Source organism: Sphingomonas sp. Leaf198 (assembly GCF_001424005.1).
In the GTDB taxonomy this organism is placed as follows: domain Bacteria; phylum Pseudomonadota; class Alphaproteobacteria; order Sphingomonadales; family Sphingomonadaceae; genus Sphingomonas.
This window is the reverse complement of the sequence record NZ_LMPX01000001.1, coordinates 541439-556755: the sequence shown is the minus strand read 5'-3', so window position 1 is coordinate 556755 and position 15317 is coordinate 541439. Positions and strand designations below refer to the sequence as shown.

Here is a 15317-nt window from a genome sequence, read left to right as displayed (position 1 = left end):
AGGCCGAAACGGCATGCCTCAAGGACCCGACCGCCAAGACCCGGCTGTCGGAGCGAGGCGGCTTGCGCCGCCCCGAGCTGTCGATGGGGGAAGTGTGCGAGATCCGTTGTTCTTTTCTTGCGTCGCGCCTGCGGCACTGATCAGATGTCGACCAACAGATTCGCCCACTCCTGGAACAGATCGCGCAGGCGCTGAAGGCGCTCGCTCCGATCGTACGCCGCTTTGACCTTGTCCTTCGGCGTATGCGCCAGCGCCCGCTCGATGTCGGCGCCGTCCGATCCCCGCTCGTTCATCACCGTCGAGAACGACGCGCGCCAACCGTGCGGGACATGCCGCCCCTCGAACCCCGCGCGATCGTACAGCGCGCCGATCGACTTCTCGCCGATCATCCGGCCTGCGCCGCAATCGAAGATCAAACCATGCATATTTGCATCATCCTGATGCATATTCGCGCGGATCTCGCGCATAAGCGCGACCGCTTGGCGCGACAGCGGCACCGCATGGTCGTTCTTCGCATCGAGCTTCTTCGCTGCCGCCAGCTTCATCCGCGCGGCCGGTACCCGCCACAGCGGCGCGGCCCCCTCGAGATCCTCGATCTCTTCCCAGCGCGCGCCGCGGACCGCGGCGAAGCGGACTGCGGTCAGCGCCAAGAATCGCGACGCGTGTTTCACCAGGGGCGCGACGTCGACCAGCTCGGCCGCGGCGAGCAGCGCGCGAGCGTCCTCGATCTCGAGCAACGCGGGATGGTGCTGCGCCGGCGCGGGCGGGGTGAGCGCGCGACTGACTATCGCCGCAGGATCCTGGTCGACCAGGTCCTCCGCCATCGCATATGCGAATACTGCCGAGATCCGCTGGCGCACGCGGCTGGCGGTGACCAGGCTGCCGCGCTCCTCGATGACGCGCAGCGCATTCAGAATCACGGGCACGGTGACGGCGCCGATCGGCATCGCGCCGATCGCCGGGAAGACGTCGCGCTCTAGGCTCGCGAGGACGTCGCCGGCATGCACCTCCGTCCAGCGCCGGCACATGTGCGCGTGCCACTGGCGCGCGACGTCCTCGAAAGCACGAGCCTTGCCGGTTTGCGCAATTTCGCAATTCCGAGGATCCTCGCCGCGGCCGAGCTGCTCGCGCGCCTGGTCGCACCGGGCCCGCGCGGCATCGAGCGTCACCTCGGGAACGGCGCCGATCGTGAGCAGCTGCTCCTTACCGCCGAGGCGGAAGCGCATGCGGAACGACTTCCGGCCTGTCGGCGCGACGTAAAGGTGCAAGCCGCCTTGGTCGAACAGCTTATAGGCGGCCGCGCGCGGCCGCGCGGCTTTCACCGCGGCGTTGGTCAGCATACGTTATCCTTTAAAGTTGCCGCGTTTGAAGCGGCTGGCCATCGGCGTCGCGGGTTGGCAGAGCATGCGTATGAAGCAGCTCGAAGAACTTAGTCCGGCCGAGACCCAGCGTCTCGCGATGCACAAGAGCAACCGGCTTGAGCGAAGTATTGCGAAGATCGACGGGCAGTTCGTAACTGTCTCGGGATGGCTGACTGCATCCCTGTTCGCTCTCAACGCCGGAGGCGCGCTAACTGCGATAGGGGCTGTCGATCGGCTGGACAGTCCCGGCTGGTCGATATCCATTTTTGCGGCGGGCCTCGTTTTCGCGATGCTCGGAGCGACGTTGATCCAGCACTTCCTAAGCCTCACGAGTCCGCAGGCTGAGACTCTGCTGACCTTTTGGCGCGGCGCGGCAGCTACCGGCCAAGCCGACTGGACCTACTACCAATTAGAGAAAGCTAGCCTTGTCAGGGTCGAGCGTTGGTTCTGGACCGCACCCGCAGTCGGATGGGTGTCGGGCGCCTGCTTTCTCGTCGGCGGAGCCGTATTGGCCTTAGATGAAGCCAATCCGCCCCCGCGACACGCTGCTACGTGCAACCGTCTCCAGGCGAGGATGCTGAGGACGGGGGACACGGCAGAGACGAGCCGGAAGCTTTTCGATAGCCTCAAATGTCAATGGCAAGAGTAATCTGACCGGCGTTCAAGGCTCATCGGCATGTCTTAAATTCTGGCGGTGTTTGCTCCAGCCGGTGCACTGCGCAATATTTCACTTGAGCCAATTCCCGTAACTGTCAAAATTGCCGACAGGAGATCGCGCAACATGATTCTTACAAAAAGCCAAAACCTGTACAAAGGCGAGGAGGCCATTCGCGAGGAGTCGCTAAGGCGTTTGGCTGCAGTGCCGGATATGGCGGCACATCTTGAGATTATCGAGCAAAGCCTGAACCTGATCTACGTCTTACTTCCCTCGAGAAACGTTCATGATGCTGATCAGCGCACGATCGGGAATCTAGGCATTAGAATGTTTAACGCGCTCAATGCCTCATTGAAGTTGTCGCTTTCGGGTTATTACCAGGCCTCCGGGCTTCAGTTGCGCGACCTTCTGGAAACCACGTTCCTGCTCGACTATTTTTCAACCGACCCGACGCTCGTTACTCAGTGGCGGACGATACCGGAAAAGCAGCGGAAGGCGAAATTTGGTCCGGCCAAAATTCGAACAGAACTGGATAGGCGCGACGGGTTTATCAAAGCGCGACGAAGAGACGCGTACGATATGCTTTGTAGCCTCGCTGGTCATGCCACCCCCGAGGGCGTGGTGATGTTGGTCCCGGTGCCCGGCGGCACAGACGTGCACTGCGGACCATTCCTGGAAAATACCGCGCTTCACTCGGTTCTCTCCGAGACTGCGAAACACGCCGTCACCGCGGCAGGTGCCTTTCGTACGGTGGTCCAAGACGAGACTCTCGATCAAAACGAAGCGCGGATCGTCTTTATGGAAGCTGAAGCGGACTGGTTCGAGAGGTTCTTCGAAACCCCCGACCGGACGGGCATCGCGAAATTACGCGAAACACTGGCTTCGGCTCGTGCTGGCAAACCGTAGGGTTTAATTGGGTTGCTGCGGCGGAGACACTCTCCGCCGCAGCCTTTGCGTTTGCGAGGGTTTCACGTTCAGTTCACCCCGGGATTGGCAGGGTGATACCCCTATTGATTTGCCGCGCCAGACCGCTCGGTAAATAGGCCAGTCTGCGTGTCCTAACGTTGAGTGACTCTGCTCTCGCTGACACATTGTCGCTCGCGAATTTTCGCGATCGGAGAGTCGGCAATGGTAAGAACAGCATTAATGCTCGCTGGTGCGCTGGGGCTGTCTGCAGTTTCGTTTGGAGCGCCGCAGCAGGCTCAAGCGGCTTCGCCGCAAAGGCCGTTGCAAGCGGAAGACCCTTGCCAGAATTATTATACGAGAGGGTTCAACAGCTACAAAGACTGCACCGATCACCTTGGTGAGCCGGATATCATTGACCACGGCTCGGGAAATCACTCGGGTGGTGGGATCAAGGAATATCCACCGGGGGGGTCAATATGCGGCTATGCGACCCGCATTGAAGACTGCGGCTAAACTCTGAAGTGCGGCGGATATTCCCTCCGCCGCAGTGACGTTTTTCTGCGGTTTTTCGCCGCCTAGTACCCCGGTTCGGGGCAGGTGATACCCCGCCCCGAACCGCAAGATAGCTACTCGAAAGCACGAAGTTTCAGGCGCTTGCGCTGCAAGACGTCCGGCTATTGCGCGGTGTACCGCTGGAGCGTCTGCGCCTCGATGTCGTAGCCCGGCCCGGTTTCGTGGACACCGTCGGCCGTCAGGCCATTGATGACAGCGCCAACGCGACCGCCAAGCAGCGCTTCATCGTCCTGGAACGCGCAACCGTTCGACGACGCCAGCGTAACCAGCGCCGACTTCCACTGCGCGCGCGTCGCGTCGGCGCCATAGGACGGTGACGTCCCCCCGATCGATGGCCATTCGAGAATACAGTCGCCGGTCACCTTCGCCCTGGTGATGATCGCCTGGATGTCGGCAACCGACGTCGCCAGTGGCACAGCCGTGTTGAGGTTATTGGTCCACAGGTTGATGATCGTGAGGTCGGGGGCATAAGCGGCCAGCGCATTCAGCGGCGCCCATGCGGTCGTCGCGTCAGCCTGGTATCCGCTGACGACGCCATACACAGCGAAGTTGCTGATCTCGATCCCGGGGACTGCGCTGTCCCACGTGATCATGCCGGCAATCTCGACATACCCGCCGGACGTGCGGGTGATGCTGATCGGGCTGGCGTCCTTCGTCGCGAAAGTGATCTCGCCGCGGATGATCGCGTTCGTCGCGTTCTGCGCGTTGATCGTGAAGGTCTCGCTGCCCTTGGTGACGGTGAAGGTGCCCTCGCCGGGACGCTGGACGTAAAACACCGAGGCGCGATCGACCGCCACGGACGGCTGGAACGTCCCCGGGTTCGTGTTGCCGGTGGCAAGCGAAGCGCCGCCCAGTGACACGACGCCGCCCGACCAACCCGAAAACCCGCTTCGCCGCGGATCATAGCCGAGGACGTCGGCGATCGACGACATACCGCCGGCGCCGAACCAGCTGTTGGTGCGCGTCGGTAGACCGGACTGGCCGAGCAACACCGCGAGGCGCGACGGCCGCGATGCGCCGAACGCGTTGACGGTGAACTTCGGGCCGGTGCCCGCACCCGCGCCGAACGTCTTGCTGTCGCCGGGGAACGCGATCTTGCACGTCGACACCAGGGCGAGCCGAAGCTTGGCGCGGCAGGTTCGCCACTTCGTGAGCGACGCGCCCTGCATGCTCGCCTCGCGGGCAAGCGTCACATTCTGCTGCTGCGCCTGCACGGCCAGGCCGCGCGCGGCCGGATCGACCTGCGCCGTCGCCGGCGTCGCGACCATACCGAAGGCGGCAAGCGCCAACAGTAGCCGCATGATCATCCGATCGATCACTGCCGAACTCCATACGTGAGGGTGCCCGACGAGATGGTCGCCGTGGCGCAGTAGATGACGCCGGCGAGCGTCGGGATATCGACGATCTCGTTGGCGCTGCCGGTGAAGCTGCCCCAGGTCATCCCGCCGATCGTCAGCGGATTGACCGTCACGCAGGCGTCGACCGACGTACCGAGCGCAAACGTGCCCGACCAGGTGCCGCGCAGGATCACGCGGATCCCGCGGCCGAGCTCGGGCGCGAGCGGGCCGATCGTCGCGACGCCGGCGGTGATCGTCGCCGCGCCCGACGTCGGCGCGACGGCCGAACTGGTGACGGTACCGGTCAGCGCGGTCGACGCCGCGGCCGACAGCGGCACGGCCGACGTCGGGAACGGGGTGGTGGTGCTAACCGCCACGCACGACTTGTCCGCCTGCCGGACGCATGGCGCCTGCATGGGCGCAAAGCCCGCCGGCGCGGCGACGGAATTGACGGTGCCGTCCTGCGCGCTGGCAAGCGACGAGACCATGATCAGCACGATCGCGCCGATCAGGTGCATGAGTTTCTTCATCGTGGAAGTCCTTCGAAAGAGAATCAGGCGCCGGCGATCGTGCGGAAGTTCGCCGCGGCGGTTGCCGCCTCCCGGATCGCCGCCTCGCGCTGTGCGGTCGTCGCGGCCGCGCGCGCGGCCGCCAGGGCGCGGTCGACCAGCGCGCCGGCGAGCCGGATGCTGGTCGCGCGATCGGGGGACACGAACGGCAGGAAGATATCGGCGAACGCCTTGGCCGAGGCATAGCGGTCGGCGATCGCGTCGATCCGCTCCAGCGTCGCCGTCGTCGACGTCAGACTGCCGGTGGTCGCGCAGGCCGACAGACCGCCGAACATGGTCACCGGCAGTGCGATCGACACGCCGATCGCCAGGATCTTGCCGGCCGCATCCGCGACGACGCCGGCGGTCGGCTTCGCGATCGCGTGCGTCTGGCAGACCCGGAGCACGATCGTCACGATCCCGACGATCGCCATGATGATGCTGATGACGTCTTCCTGATCGAGCCCGTGAGGCAACAGGCCGAGCGGACCGAGGACGGCGAAGAGGACGGCGACGAGCTGCAGCCAGATGGTGCGGCTCTGCCACCAAGTCTTGGTATCGAACATGGGTGTCTCCGGATCGAGGACGCGCGCTGCCAGCCCGCAGCGTAAGCGCAGGGGTGAGTCATGGCTGGTGATGATGAGGCCCGGGAATGGGCCGGGATTTAGAAGGCGAGCTTGCCCGTCAGGCAAAGCGACCGCTCATTGGTTCGCCGGTTGATCAGGCCCTGCGACACCTTGCCGCCTGCCTTGATCCACCCGGGCACGGTCGAAACCTGCCCCTTGGCATTTGTGATGGTGAAGTATGGGCCGAGCGCCGCGCACCCGCCGAGCATATCGCCGGCCGCGAACCGCTTGGCCGCGGTCGAACCGTTCCAGCCGGTGACGCCGATGTTGTAGGCGAACACCACCGCGGCCGCGAGTTGCCAGGGATGCCCCTTCAGCGCTGGCGCGCGCTTCAGCACCGCCGGCCCGAAGTCGCGCGTCATGCGCTTGTCGAGACGAACCTCGCAGCCGTTCACGGTCTCGAGCATGCCGGACTTTACGTTCTCGGTATCGCCATCGCAGATCGTCCAGACGCCGGCGATATCGCGATAGGCCCGGAGCTGCGGCTTGGGGCCGCTCTCGAGCGGGGGAATGACGGCCAGCACGATCGCTGCCGCGGCCGCGCCGATCGTGCCGACAAGCCCCGTCCCTGCTGCCAACTGACGCTTCGTTGCCATCGATGTTCTCCTGGTAGTGGGCCGCGAAAGATCAGCGGCCGCTGGTGCGGGTGCCCTCGATGCGGGCGACGCGGGTATTCAGATCGAGCAGCTGATCATCCTGGCGCCGGCTGCGCTCGCGCGACGTCTCGATCGAGTCCCGATTGCGGCCGATCTCCGAGCCATGCTGCGCGAGGACCTCGCGCACGGCCGAGACCGCCTGCGTATCCTCACGCTGGCCGATCGACGTCGCGTCGAGCTTGGCGAGATACGGACCGCACAGACAGCCGACGACGAGCGAGATCCCGCCGAAGAGTGCCAGGCCGTTCTTGAATAGCTCGGATCGATCGCGTGCCTTACGGTCGCCCTCGTCACGGATCTCCGCCTTGACCGCCTGCGCCCGCTCGGCAACGCGGCCGTCGGTCTGCGTCAGGCCGTCGACCAGCTTGTCGAGCTTACCGCCGAAAGCGCCCATCGCGCCGTTCAGTCCTTTGACGTCCTCGCCGATTGCCTCGACGCTGGTCTCGAGCCGCGCGACGCGGTCCGGAATGTTGGCCGTCATGCGCGTTGCTCCACTTCAACCGGCGCGATCGTCACGCCGCCCGAAAACCAGGTCCGCACCGGTTTGGCTGGGAAAACCTGAAACTGCTCGAGCACGCTCAGATCGCGGTCATCGAGACACCGGACGTTGACGAGATAGCCCACCAGCTGGGTAGCTTCGCCGGTACCCGGCTTGGGTGCGATCATGCCGATGACGTCGATCTCGAGGAGGCCGGGATCGCGATCGATCGCGAGCGCCGCCCACGCGTCCTCGTCCTCGAACCGCAGGTTGAGGTCGCGCATATCCGTTCCTGTCATTTACCGAGCGGCCGTCATGCCTTCGACGGTCAGCGAGCAGTAGCTGATCGTCTCGAGCGCCAGATCGACCGAGAATTCCTTGAAGAAGCCGTAGACGATGAGGCTGTTGTACCCGTCCTCACCGATCCACACCGCCGGCACTGCCCGTATGCTTGCGACGCGCAGTTGGATGGCGTCGACGGCAGCCGTGTCGACCTTGGTCTTGGCGGTCATGCGCTTTGCCCAGCCGCGTTCGACGACGGTGGTGACGCCGAAATCATCGGTCGACCGCTTGCTGAAGTCGGTGATGCCGATCGACGCGCCCGCCTCGGTCAGGCCGAGGTCGACCATGTTGCCGATCACGAGCGCGCCGGCCGTCACCAGCGACGACAGCGTATCCCCTGTGATCGTGACGGTGATGGATGCGTTCGCCGGGTTGGGCAGGCCAAGGAAGATGAGCGATGCCGGATCGATCCCGTTGGTCGACTGCGTCTGGTCATAGACGCTCGCGCCGTTCGCGGTGATCTGGACGCGGACACTCGCCGCGGTCAGTTCGAGCACGGCGAGGGAGTCGACCGGGATATCTGGCCGCAAGGTAACGCTGATCTGGCCATTGGCTTTCGCCAGCGACCCGATCGCGCCGTCGAACAGTGCCCAGCGGTTCGTCGGTGCGATATCCAGCCACCATGTGCCATCGGTCAGCGAGTGTGCGAGATTGTCCGCCTGCAGGCTTTCGTAAATGCGCGTTCCATCGGGAACCTCGACCAGCCGCACCTGCGCTATGATGGTGCCGTTCAGGGAGTCGGTCGGCACCACCGCCTTGCCGCCATCGACCTTGGTCGGCAGATTCTGCGTCGTCCCGTCGGCGAAGGTGTATCGTGCGGTGTACGCGCCGTCGCCGACGCCCTTGGCAGCCCAATTGAGCGTAAGCACGTCGGCAGCGCGGGTCGTGGCGGCGGTCGTCGTCGGAATGTATGAGGTCTGCCGACCGGTCTCGATCTGCATGCCCCAGACATCGAAAGTCGACGTAACGCCGTTGCCGCCGGTTCCGGTACGCCCGTCGAACCCGAGCACGCGCCCCGCGGTATTGGTGAAAGCCACCGACAACGTCGTGCGAGCCCACTGCGCGCTTGCCGGGAACGTATAGGCCCCCATCTCAGTGCCGGCCGCACTATAGAGGCGCAGTGCCGCCGTGCCGCCGGCAAGGCCGCGCACATAGCCGGTGGCAAAGAGCGGGCCCGGCGCGGTCGACGGGATGTTGTTGTAGTAGTACCCGCCATTCTGGAGTTGCAGCGTATCGGCGGTGACATCACCGGCCGGGCTGGTCTTACTATCAGCAGTGACGACCGAGTTGAGTTTCAGGCCCGTCCAGTTCGGAAGATCGCTGGAGCGCGCGAAAAGATTGGTGGCTTGCGGCTCGACCAAGAGGCCGACGCAAACCCCGTTCACGCACTCGAACCGTGCCTGGTCGACCCCGACCGTCGTCAGCACGCCGTTGAACGCGGTGTAGGTGCCCGACGAGGCGCGGGTGAGCGTCGCATCGACGAGCGTGCCGATCGTGAAGTCGAACGAAATGAGCCCGCGGGCGCGGGCACCCTTCGCAAAGCTGGTGCCGGGCTTCCACGGCGTGCTGTCCGTCTCGGCCAGGCTCGAGGCGAACAGCATCGCGTTGGTGATGGCGCGGGGGGCGATCACCTTCATGCCGCGAGCACCGTAACCGCGTTGCCACCGTTTTCCTGCGTGACGTTGTCGAGGATGCGGTTGGTCCTCTTGTTCTCGCCGGCGATGGTCGCGTTGCCCGTATTATTCTCGCTGCGCATCTGCCGTACCTCTTCGCGAAGGGTCACGAGTTCGCTGACGATCGCGTCGTTGCTGGCGACCGGCGTACTGGCGGCCTGGCTAGCGGCGCCCGCGGCCAGCAATGCGCTCGAGCTGGTCTTCGCGCTCGGTGCCTGTCCCAGCTTCTCGTTGGTCGCCTCGAGGCTTGCCGCGGTCATGGCCTGCAGGCGCGCCAGCTCCTGCCGGCTGGTCGCGACGTCGGCCGCGGCGGTCAGCAACGACTGCGACAGACCGGGCAGCAGCTTGGCGGCTTCGATATCGCCGCCCCGCGCCGCGTTGGTCGCCGCGTTGAACTGCCCCTGCAAAGCCGCGAAGCCTACGGCGCTGCCCGTATCGGCCAGGCCGCGGATCCGCTTGATCTCGTCGCCGATGCTCGTGCCGACCGCGCCCCATGCATCCGCAAGCGTTTGCGCTGCCTGCGCCGCTGCCTCCGCAGCCGTCTGCGAATCCTGAAGCGTCCAGATCTGCTCCTGGAGCGCCCGGTTGCTGGCATCCAGGCCGGCGAGATCGAGCGCGCGGATCGCCGCGGTATCGCCCTGCAGCTCGAGCAGCTGCCGGTTGAGCCCGTCGCGCTGCTGCGCTGTCGCATCCGCAAGCGCCTTCGCCGAGGCGGCCGCTTCGTCCTGTGCGGTTTTCTGTGCAACCAGCGCGGCATTCTGGTCGGTGATTGCCCAGATATTCTGCTGAAGCGCGCGGTTGCTCTCGTCCAGCTTGGCAAGATCGAGCGCGCGGATCGTCGCGGTGTCGCCCTGCAGCTCGAGCAGCTGCCGGTTGAGCCCGTCGCGTTGTGCGGCAATCGCGGACTCGGCGTCCGCTGCCGCCTTCGCCGCGGCGGTCGCCGCGTCCTGGGCAACCTTCTGATCGGCGAGTGCCCAAATATTAACCTGGAGCGCGCGATTGGTCTCGTCGAGCTTGGCGAGGTCAAGCGCACGAAGCGCCGCGGTGTCGCCCTGCTGCTCGAGCAGCTGGCGCTCGAGATCCTTGCGCTCGCTGAGGATGTCGGCCGCGCTCTTCGCGCCCGCCATCGACGTTTGCAGATCGGCGAACGCCGGCGCGAGTTTGAGCAGGGTCGCATAGGTCGACTGCCCCGCCGACGTCGTCAGGTCCTGCGCCTCGACCAGCGCGCGGAACGCCGCCAGCGTCGCCGGCATCGCCATGCCGAGGCTGGCGAACACGCCGGACATCTGTGCGGTCTTGGCGGCTGCCTGCTCTTCCTTGGAATAGTAGGTCTGGAAATATGCGCCGGCCGCATCGGTCAGCGCCGAAATGCTGTCGAACTGATCGGCCAGGGCGAGCTTCACGCCGATCCCCATCGCCTGCGCGTTGGTGCCGAGCATGTCGAGCGATGCGCCGACCGCCTCGACGGTAGACGCGACGCGCACCAGCGTTTCGAACGTGCCTTCGCCGACCTTCTGGAACTGAGCGACCGCTGGGAATGCCGCGGCTGCCATGCCGTCGGCCGCGGCGCCGAACACGGCCGACAGCTTTTCCTCGATCTGCGCGCCGGTGAGGCCCTTCAGGTCGATCTTGCCGATGTTGACGACGAACCCGTTGAGGCGCGCCTGCACGTCGCCGGTGGCAACGCCGAGCGGACCGGCCGCTGCGGCAATCGCGTCGTTGAACGACTTCAGGATCAGCGTGAACTGGTTCGACAGACCGGGATCAGCAGCGCTGTATTGCGTCGAGGTTTTCGTGCTGGTCGTGATGCCGAACAGCTTCTTCTTCTTCTCGATGTCCGAATAGTAGGACGCGTCGAAGCCGTTGCCGAGGATGTTGCCGACCGACTGCGGACCGCCGGACAGGCCGGTGCCGATGACGCTGGTCTTCGTCCCGAACAGCCCGCCGAGGATGCCACCGATCACCGGGATCTTGCTCAGCACCGAACCGATGGCGTTCGCCTTGAAGCCTTCGTTCACGCCAATCGACGCATCGATGTTGCCGGCGCGTGCGACCAGGCTGGCGACGCCACCGATCTGACTGTCGATCGACTTCAGCGAAGCCGCCATTTCGCGGGCGAAGGTGTTGGTCACGGTGTCGACCTCCTTCAGCGCATCGATCGCGTTCTTGATGCTGTCGCTCTTCGCCGACGAATCGCCGAGCACGGTACCGGTGCCGCTGTTGGTCGGTGCCAGCGTGTTCTTGCCGCCCCCGCCGAAGGATCCGGCGATCGAGACGCCGATCGACGCCAGCGCGGCGACGGTCGCGGCGCCGGCCGCCAGGTTGAGCGGGAACGGCAGGCTCTTGATCGCATTGACGACCGCCTCGGTCGCACCGACCGCGATACGCGCCACGCTGTTGGCGATCTTGGTGCCGGTCTCGATCGCATCCTGCGCGATCGCGCGGACCGACAGCGCGAACTGGACCAGGCGGAATGCCTTTTCGGCGGTGGCCATCGCCTTGTAGCCGTCCGAGCCTTCCTTGAAGAACCCCTTGGCGGCAGATGCCATGTCGCCGAACGCGCCGATCTGCGCCGACGACGAGCGGATCGCGAACATTTCGTTCTCGCGATCGATGCGTGTCTGGTCGCCATGCGCATCGCGGATGGCCGCGGCGTGCGCTTCCTGGAGCTTGGCCTGGTCGGCGTAATAGCCGGTCATCACGGTGAGCGTATCGCCGATCGCCGTGCCGACGCTGCCGAATGCCTCCGACATGCCCTGCGCTGCCCGCTGCGCACTCTGATCGATCGTATCGAACAGGTCGGCCGTCGCGGTGAGCGAGGCGTTGTAGGCGTCCTGCTGCTCGGTCAGTGCCTGCTGACCAACCGCGATCTCGACCTGCTGCTTCACATACGCGTCGCGATCGGCCGGATTGAACTTCTGCGCCTCCTGCATCGCCTTCAGCGTGGCGAGCGCGCGGACGCGTTCCATATCGGTCGCGCCGATCAGTCGCTGCTCTTCGCGCAGCTCGGCGAGCCGATCGTTGCCGGTTGCGGTCTCCGAATTGAACTGCGCTGCGCGCTCCGACACGGTGAGCGCATCAAGCGCAGCGCGCTGGTCGACCAACGCCTGCGTGGCGCGCGCGGCCTCGGTGGTGAGACCACGCGTGCGCGCCGCCTCGATCGCGGCGAGCAGCGGCAGATCGGAGATCTGGTCCTTGACCAGGTCGGCCGCACGCTCGGCGGGCACGAGGCCGGCCGCGACCTGCGCATTGACCATCATCTGCGCCGCGGCCTGGTTGCGCGCGCCGGCGGTCGACTTGGCGGCGTCCGATACGCGCTGCGCGATCGCGAGGCGAACCTGACGATCGACAGAAGCTTCGATATCGGCCTGCTGCTTGATCGCCTTGCTCTCGGCTTTCACGCGCGCCTCGGCGATCAGCGCCGCGGCATCCGAAACGCCATAGGCTTTCGCCAGCGCGTACAGGTTGCGGATCTGCGCCTCGACCGCCTCGGCATCGCGCACGAGCGATTCGGCGTGACGATCGACGGGCGTCTTCTTCGGCGTTCGGTCGGCCTTGATCTCGTTCGACTTCTTCGTGAGCCGCTCGTGCGCCTTGTCGATGATGTTCTCGGCAGTCCTCGAGACGATGGCGTTCGAGCCGTTGATGACCTCCCCGGCGCCCCGCGCGTATCCCTTGCCGAACGCACTACCAAGCTTGCTGCCCGCGGTTGATACGGCCACCGCGGCGTCGTCCCAGCCCATCGCCTTCAGGACCGGGCCCGCGAATGTGCTGATCGCACTGCCGATCGACTTCAGCCACCCAGCGACAGTGTCGTAGATAGAATTGAACGTCTGGGAAATGGCGCTGCCCGCCCACGTGGCAGCGGCAACGACGGGCGCGAAAAACGATGCGACTGCGGTCGCCGCGGCCGACACATAGGCCGAGACCGACGTCGAGATGGTGCCCCACAGTTCGACGATCGCGGCATAGGTGCCGGTGAACGTGCCGTAGATCGATGCAAGGAAGCCCTGCACCTGTTGCGCGTCGTTCGGCGAGAACAGGTAGTCCATGATCGACTTACCCGTGCCACCCGCGTCCATGCTGTCCGTGATCGTCTTCCAGACGCCGGCGACCATGTCGCCGGTCGTCACGGACACGTCGCCGAGCTTCTTCATCTCCTTGTGCGTCAGGCCGAGGCCATCGGCGAATTTCTTCATGCCGGCATCGTCGTCGATCTGCTGCTTCCAGCGATACAGCGCGACACCGGCGACGGACGCCACGGCGATCGCGGGCAGGAACGCAACCGCGAGCCCGCCGACCTCTGCAGCGAAGCCCTTCAGACCGCCTTCGGCCATCTGCGCGACCTGGAAGATCTGCGCGCCCTGCTGAATGAGGACCTGCATAGGCTTCTGGCCGGTGAGCAACCCTTGCGTGATGTCCGGCAGCTGGACGGCGATGTTCTTCAAGGCACCGCCGCTTTTGCGGACCGATCCCGCCATCGCTTCGTGCGCCTGCATGCTCTGCCGCAGGCGTCCGTTCAAAACGTCCTGCTGGCGTGCATATTCGGCCGGCGCCGTTGCACCCGCATGATACAGCCGCGTCGACTCGGCGATCTCTGCATTGAGCCGCTTGGTCGCGGCGTAAAGCGGATCCGTCGACGCGCGCAGCTGCTCGGCCGCGGCCGCATCGGCGACCTGCGCATCGTGCGAACCACGGACCATAGCGGCAAGCCGCTCATGCTCGTTGGCTAGCTGCTTGACCTCGGCCGCAGCCGCGCGGGCAGCGCGGGCCTCATCCTCGGCGAACTTCGCCGACAGGGCACTGAATGACGCGCCGGCATCGGTCGCGCGCGGCCGATCGGCGCCGGTGGTACGGGCGAGCGCCGTCTCGAGACGCGATTGCTCGAGCAGCTGCGCGTTGACCAGGGCTTCGGCGCTGGCGCGTTCGCGGGCGGCCGCGGCTTGGGCGGCGATCGCGCGTGCCTGAGCTTCGTCCTCGGCAAACTTCGCCGACAACGCGCTGAACGACGCGCCGGCATCGGTCGCGCGCGGCCGATCGGCGCCATTGATACGGGCAAGTGCCGCCTGGAGGCGCGATTGCTCGAGCAACTGCGCGTTGACCAGGGCTTCGGCGCTGGCGCGTTCGCGTGCGGCCGCGGCTTCCGCGGCGGTTGCGGCCGCGTCACGGTCCTGAGCCTGGGCAGCACGGACCGCCTGCAGATTGCGGGCGCTGGTGAGCAGCCGTTCGGCCGAATCGCCAAGGTCATGTTGCGCCGCGGCCAGCGCGAGCGACTCGACCTTCATGTCGCGCAATTCTTCGCGTGTTTTGCCGGCCGACAGCGCCTCGCGGTCCATCGTGAAGATGAGCCGCTCGATACCCTTCGCGGTCTTGTCGATTTCGGCGCGGGTCGCATTCGCCTCGCGCGTCGTATTCGGACCGAACACGGACGACGAGGCGGACTTCTCCATGATACGGGCGAGCGCTTCCTGCGCGTTCCCGACCCCGCCGATCGCCGCCTGGGTCTTCGCCATTTCGCGCGAGGCCGCGTTACCGAATGCCTGGACGTGCGCGGTAGCGGCGGTCAGCTTGATGCCGCCCGCCGCTCTTTCCATTTCGGCCGCATTGCGAAGGAAATCCGCCGTCTTGCTGTCGAACATCTGCGCGAAGCTGAGCATCTCAGCGAACGCGCCTTCGGTGTTGATGATGAAACCGACTTCGAGTGCCGGGGAGGAATCGTCCGTGGACATATATCATCCTCCCCGATCACTACCCCAGCAGCGCGCGCAGCTGGGCTTCCTCGATATCCAGCTCGCGCTGGGTCACAGGCGCCCGCCATGGCGGCGGGCAGTTCTCGCTTTCGGCACGGTGGCCCTCGGCGAGGTACGCTTTCGACAGATTGCGAATAAGCCGAGCCTCCCAGGGCTCGAGCTGGACGCAGGTATTTTCCTGCCATGCGGCGATCTCTCGCCAGCTGAGCGGCACCGAACCCATCCCTGCCGCCTCGGTCAGGCCCATCTCGATCAGGTGACCGAGAAGGTGCGGGGCCGGATTTGGCGGCATGGGCGGATCGATCTTCTTCCGCTTCAGATCGTCCAACCGGCTCAGCGCTGGCCCGGACGGTTCGTCTTTCCCGCGTCGACTACGGGCATCCGGCTTTGGCCTGGCGTGGAGCCAGGCCAT

Annotated in this window: 12 protein-coding genes; 2 read left to right on the top strand and 10 right to left on the bottom strand. The window is 65.5% G+C overall.

The annotated features are described in order from the left end of the window. Positions 1–140: 140 nt before the first annotated feature. Entirely contained in the window at positions 141–1340 is a 1200-nt protein-coding gene (locus tag ASG20_RS02515; RefSeq protein ID WP_056048073.1) for a tyrosine-type recombinase/integrase, read from the bottom strand. A 25-nt stretch (positions 1341–1365) separates the two neighbouring features. Here ASG20_RS02515 and ASG20_RS02510 point away from each other — a divergent pair, with 25 nt between their 5' ends. Together ASG20_RS02510 and ASG20_RS02505 are read left to right on the top strand one after the other, a co-directional pair. Next, positions 1366–2010, top strand: a complete 645-nt coding sequence (locus ASG20_RS02510; protein ID WP_056048070.1) for a hypothetical protein — start codon at positions 1366–1368, stop codon at positions 2008–2010. A 132-nt stretch (positions 2011–2142) separates the two neighbouring features. Then, on the top strand, positions 2143–2922 hold the full coding sequence (locus ASG20_RS02505) for a hypothetical protein (protein ID WP_056048068.1): 780 nt from the start codon (positions 2143–2145) through the stop codon (positions 2920–2922). 674 nt (positions 2923–3596) lie between these two features. On the opposite strand, the gene ASG20_RS02500 is transcribed toward ASG20_RS02505, so the two are convergent. The 9 genes from ASG20_RS02500 to ASG20_RS02460 all read right to left on the bottom strand — a co-directional run bounded on the left by ASG20_RS02500 (position 3597) and on the right by ASG20_RS02460 (position 15233). Further along, a complete protein-coding gene (locus ASG20_RS02500; RefSeq protein WP_056048066.1) occupies positions 3597–4814 on the bottom strand; it encodes an SGNH/GDSL hydrolase family protein in 1218 nt (405 codons plus the stop codon). Further along, complete coding sequence (locus tag ASG20_RS02495; protein ID WP_056048063.1) at positions 4811–5362, bottom strand: hypothetical protein; 552 nt, start codon at positions 5360–5362, stop codon at positions 4811–4813. Before ASG20_RS02495 ends, ASG20_RS02500 begins: the two co-directional genes overlap by 4 nt. Positions 5363–5385: 23 nt before the next feature. After that, positions 5386–5946: a hypothetical protein gene (locus ASG20_RS19755; protein ID WP_056048060.1), complete on the bottom strand. Its 561-nt coding sequence runs from the start codon at positions 5944–5946 to the stop codon at positions 5386–5388. Between the two features lie 98 nt (positions 5947–6044). After that, positions 6045–6602: a lysozyme gene (locus ASG20_RS02485; RefSeq protein WP_056048057.1), complete on the bottom strand. Its 558-nt coding sequence runs from the start codon at positions 6600–6602 to the stop codon at positions 6045–6047. Between the two features lie 31 nt (positions 6603–6633). After that, positions 6634–7143 (bottom strand): hypothetical protein, encoded by a 510-nt coding sequence (locus tag ASG20_RS02480; protein WP_056048054.1) that lies wholly within the window; start codon positions 7141–7143, stop codon positions 6634–6636. After that, positions 7140–7424 (bottom strand): hypothetical protein, encoded by a 285-nt coding sequence (locus ASG20_RS02475; protein WP_056048051.1) that lies wholly within the window; start codon positions 7422–7424, stop codon positions 7140–7142. Before ASG20_RS02475 ends, ASG20_RS02480 begins: the two co-directional genes overlap by 4 nt. Positions 7425–7439: 15 nt before the next feature. Further along, positions 7440–9119, bottom strand: coding sequence for a phage head spike fiber domain-containing protein (locus ASG20_RS02470; protein ID WP_056048048.1), 1680 nt, complete (start codon positions 9117–9119; stop codon positions 7440–7442). Continuing rightward, positions 9116–14884, bottom strand: a complete 5769-nt coding sequence (locus tag ASG20_RS02465) for a hypothetical protein (RefSeq protein WP_056048046.1) — start codon at positions 14882–14884, stop codon at positions 9116–9118. The genes ASG20_RS02470 and ASG20_RS02465 overlap by 4 nt, the downstream gene beginning before the upstream one ends. A gap of 19 nt (positions 14885–14903) precedes the next feature. Next, positions 14904–15233: a phage tail assembly chaperone gene (locus ASG20_RS02460; protein WP_236698731.1), complete on the bottom strand. Its 330-nt coding sequence runs from the start codon at positions 15231–15233 to the stop codon at positions 14904–14906. Positions 15234–15317: the final 84 nt, after the last annotated feature.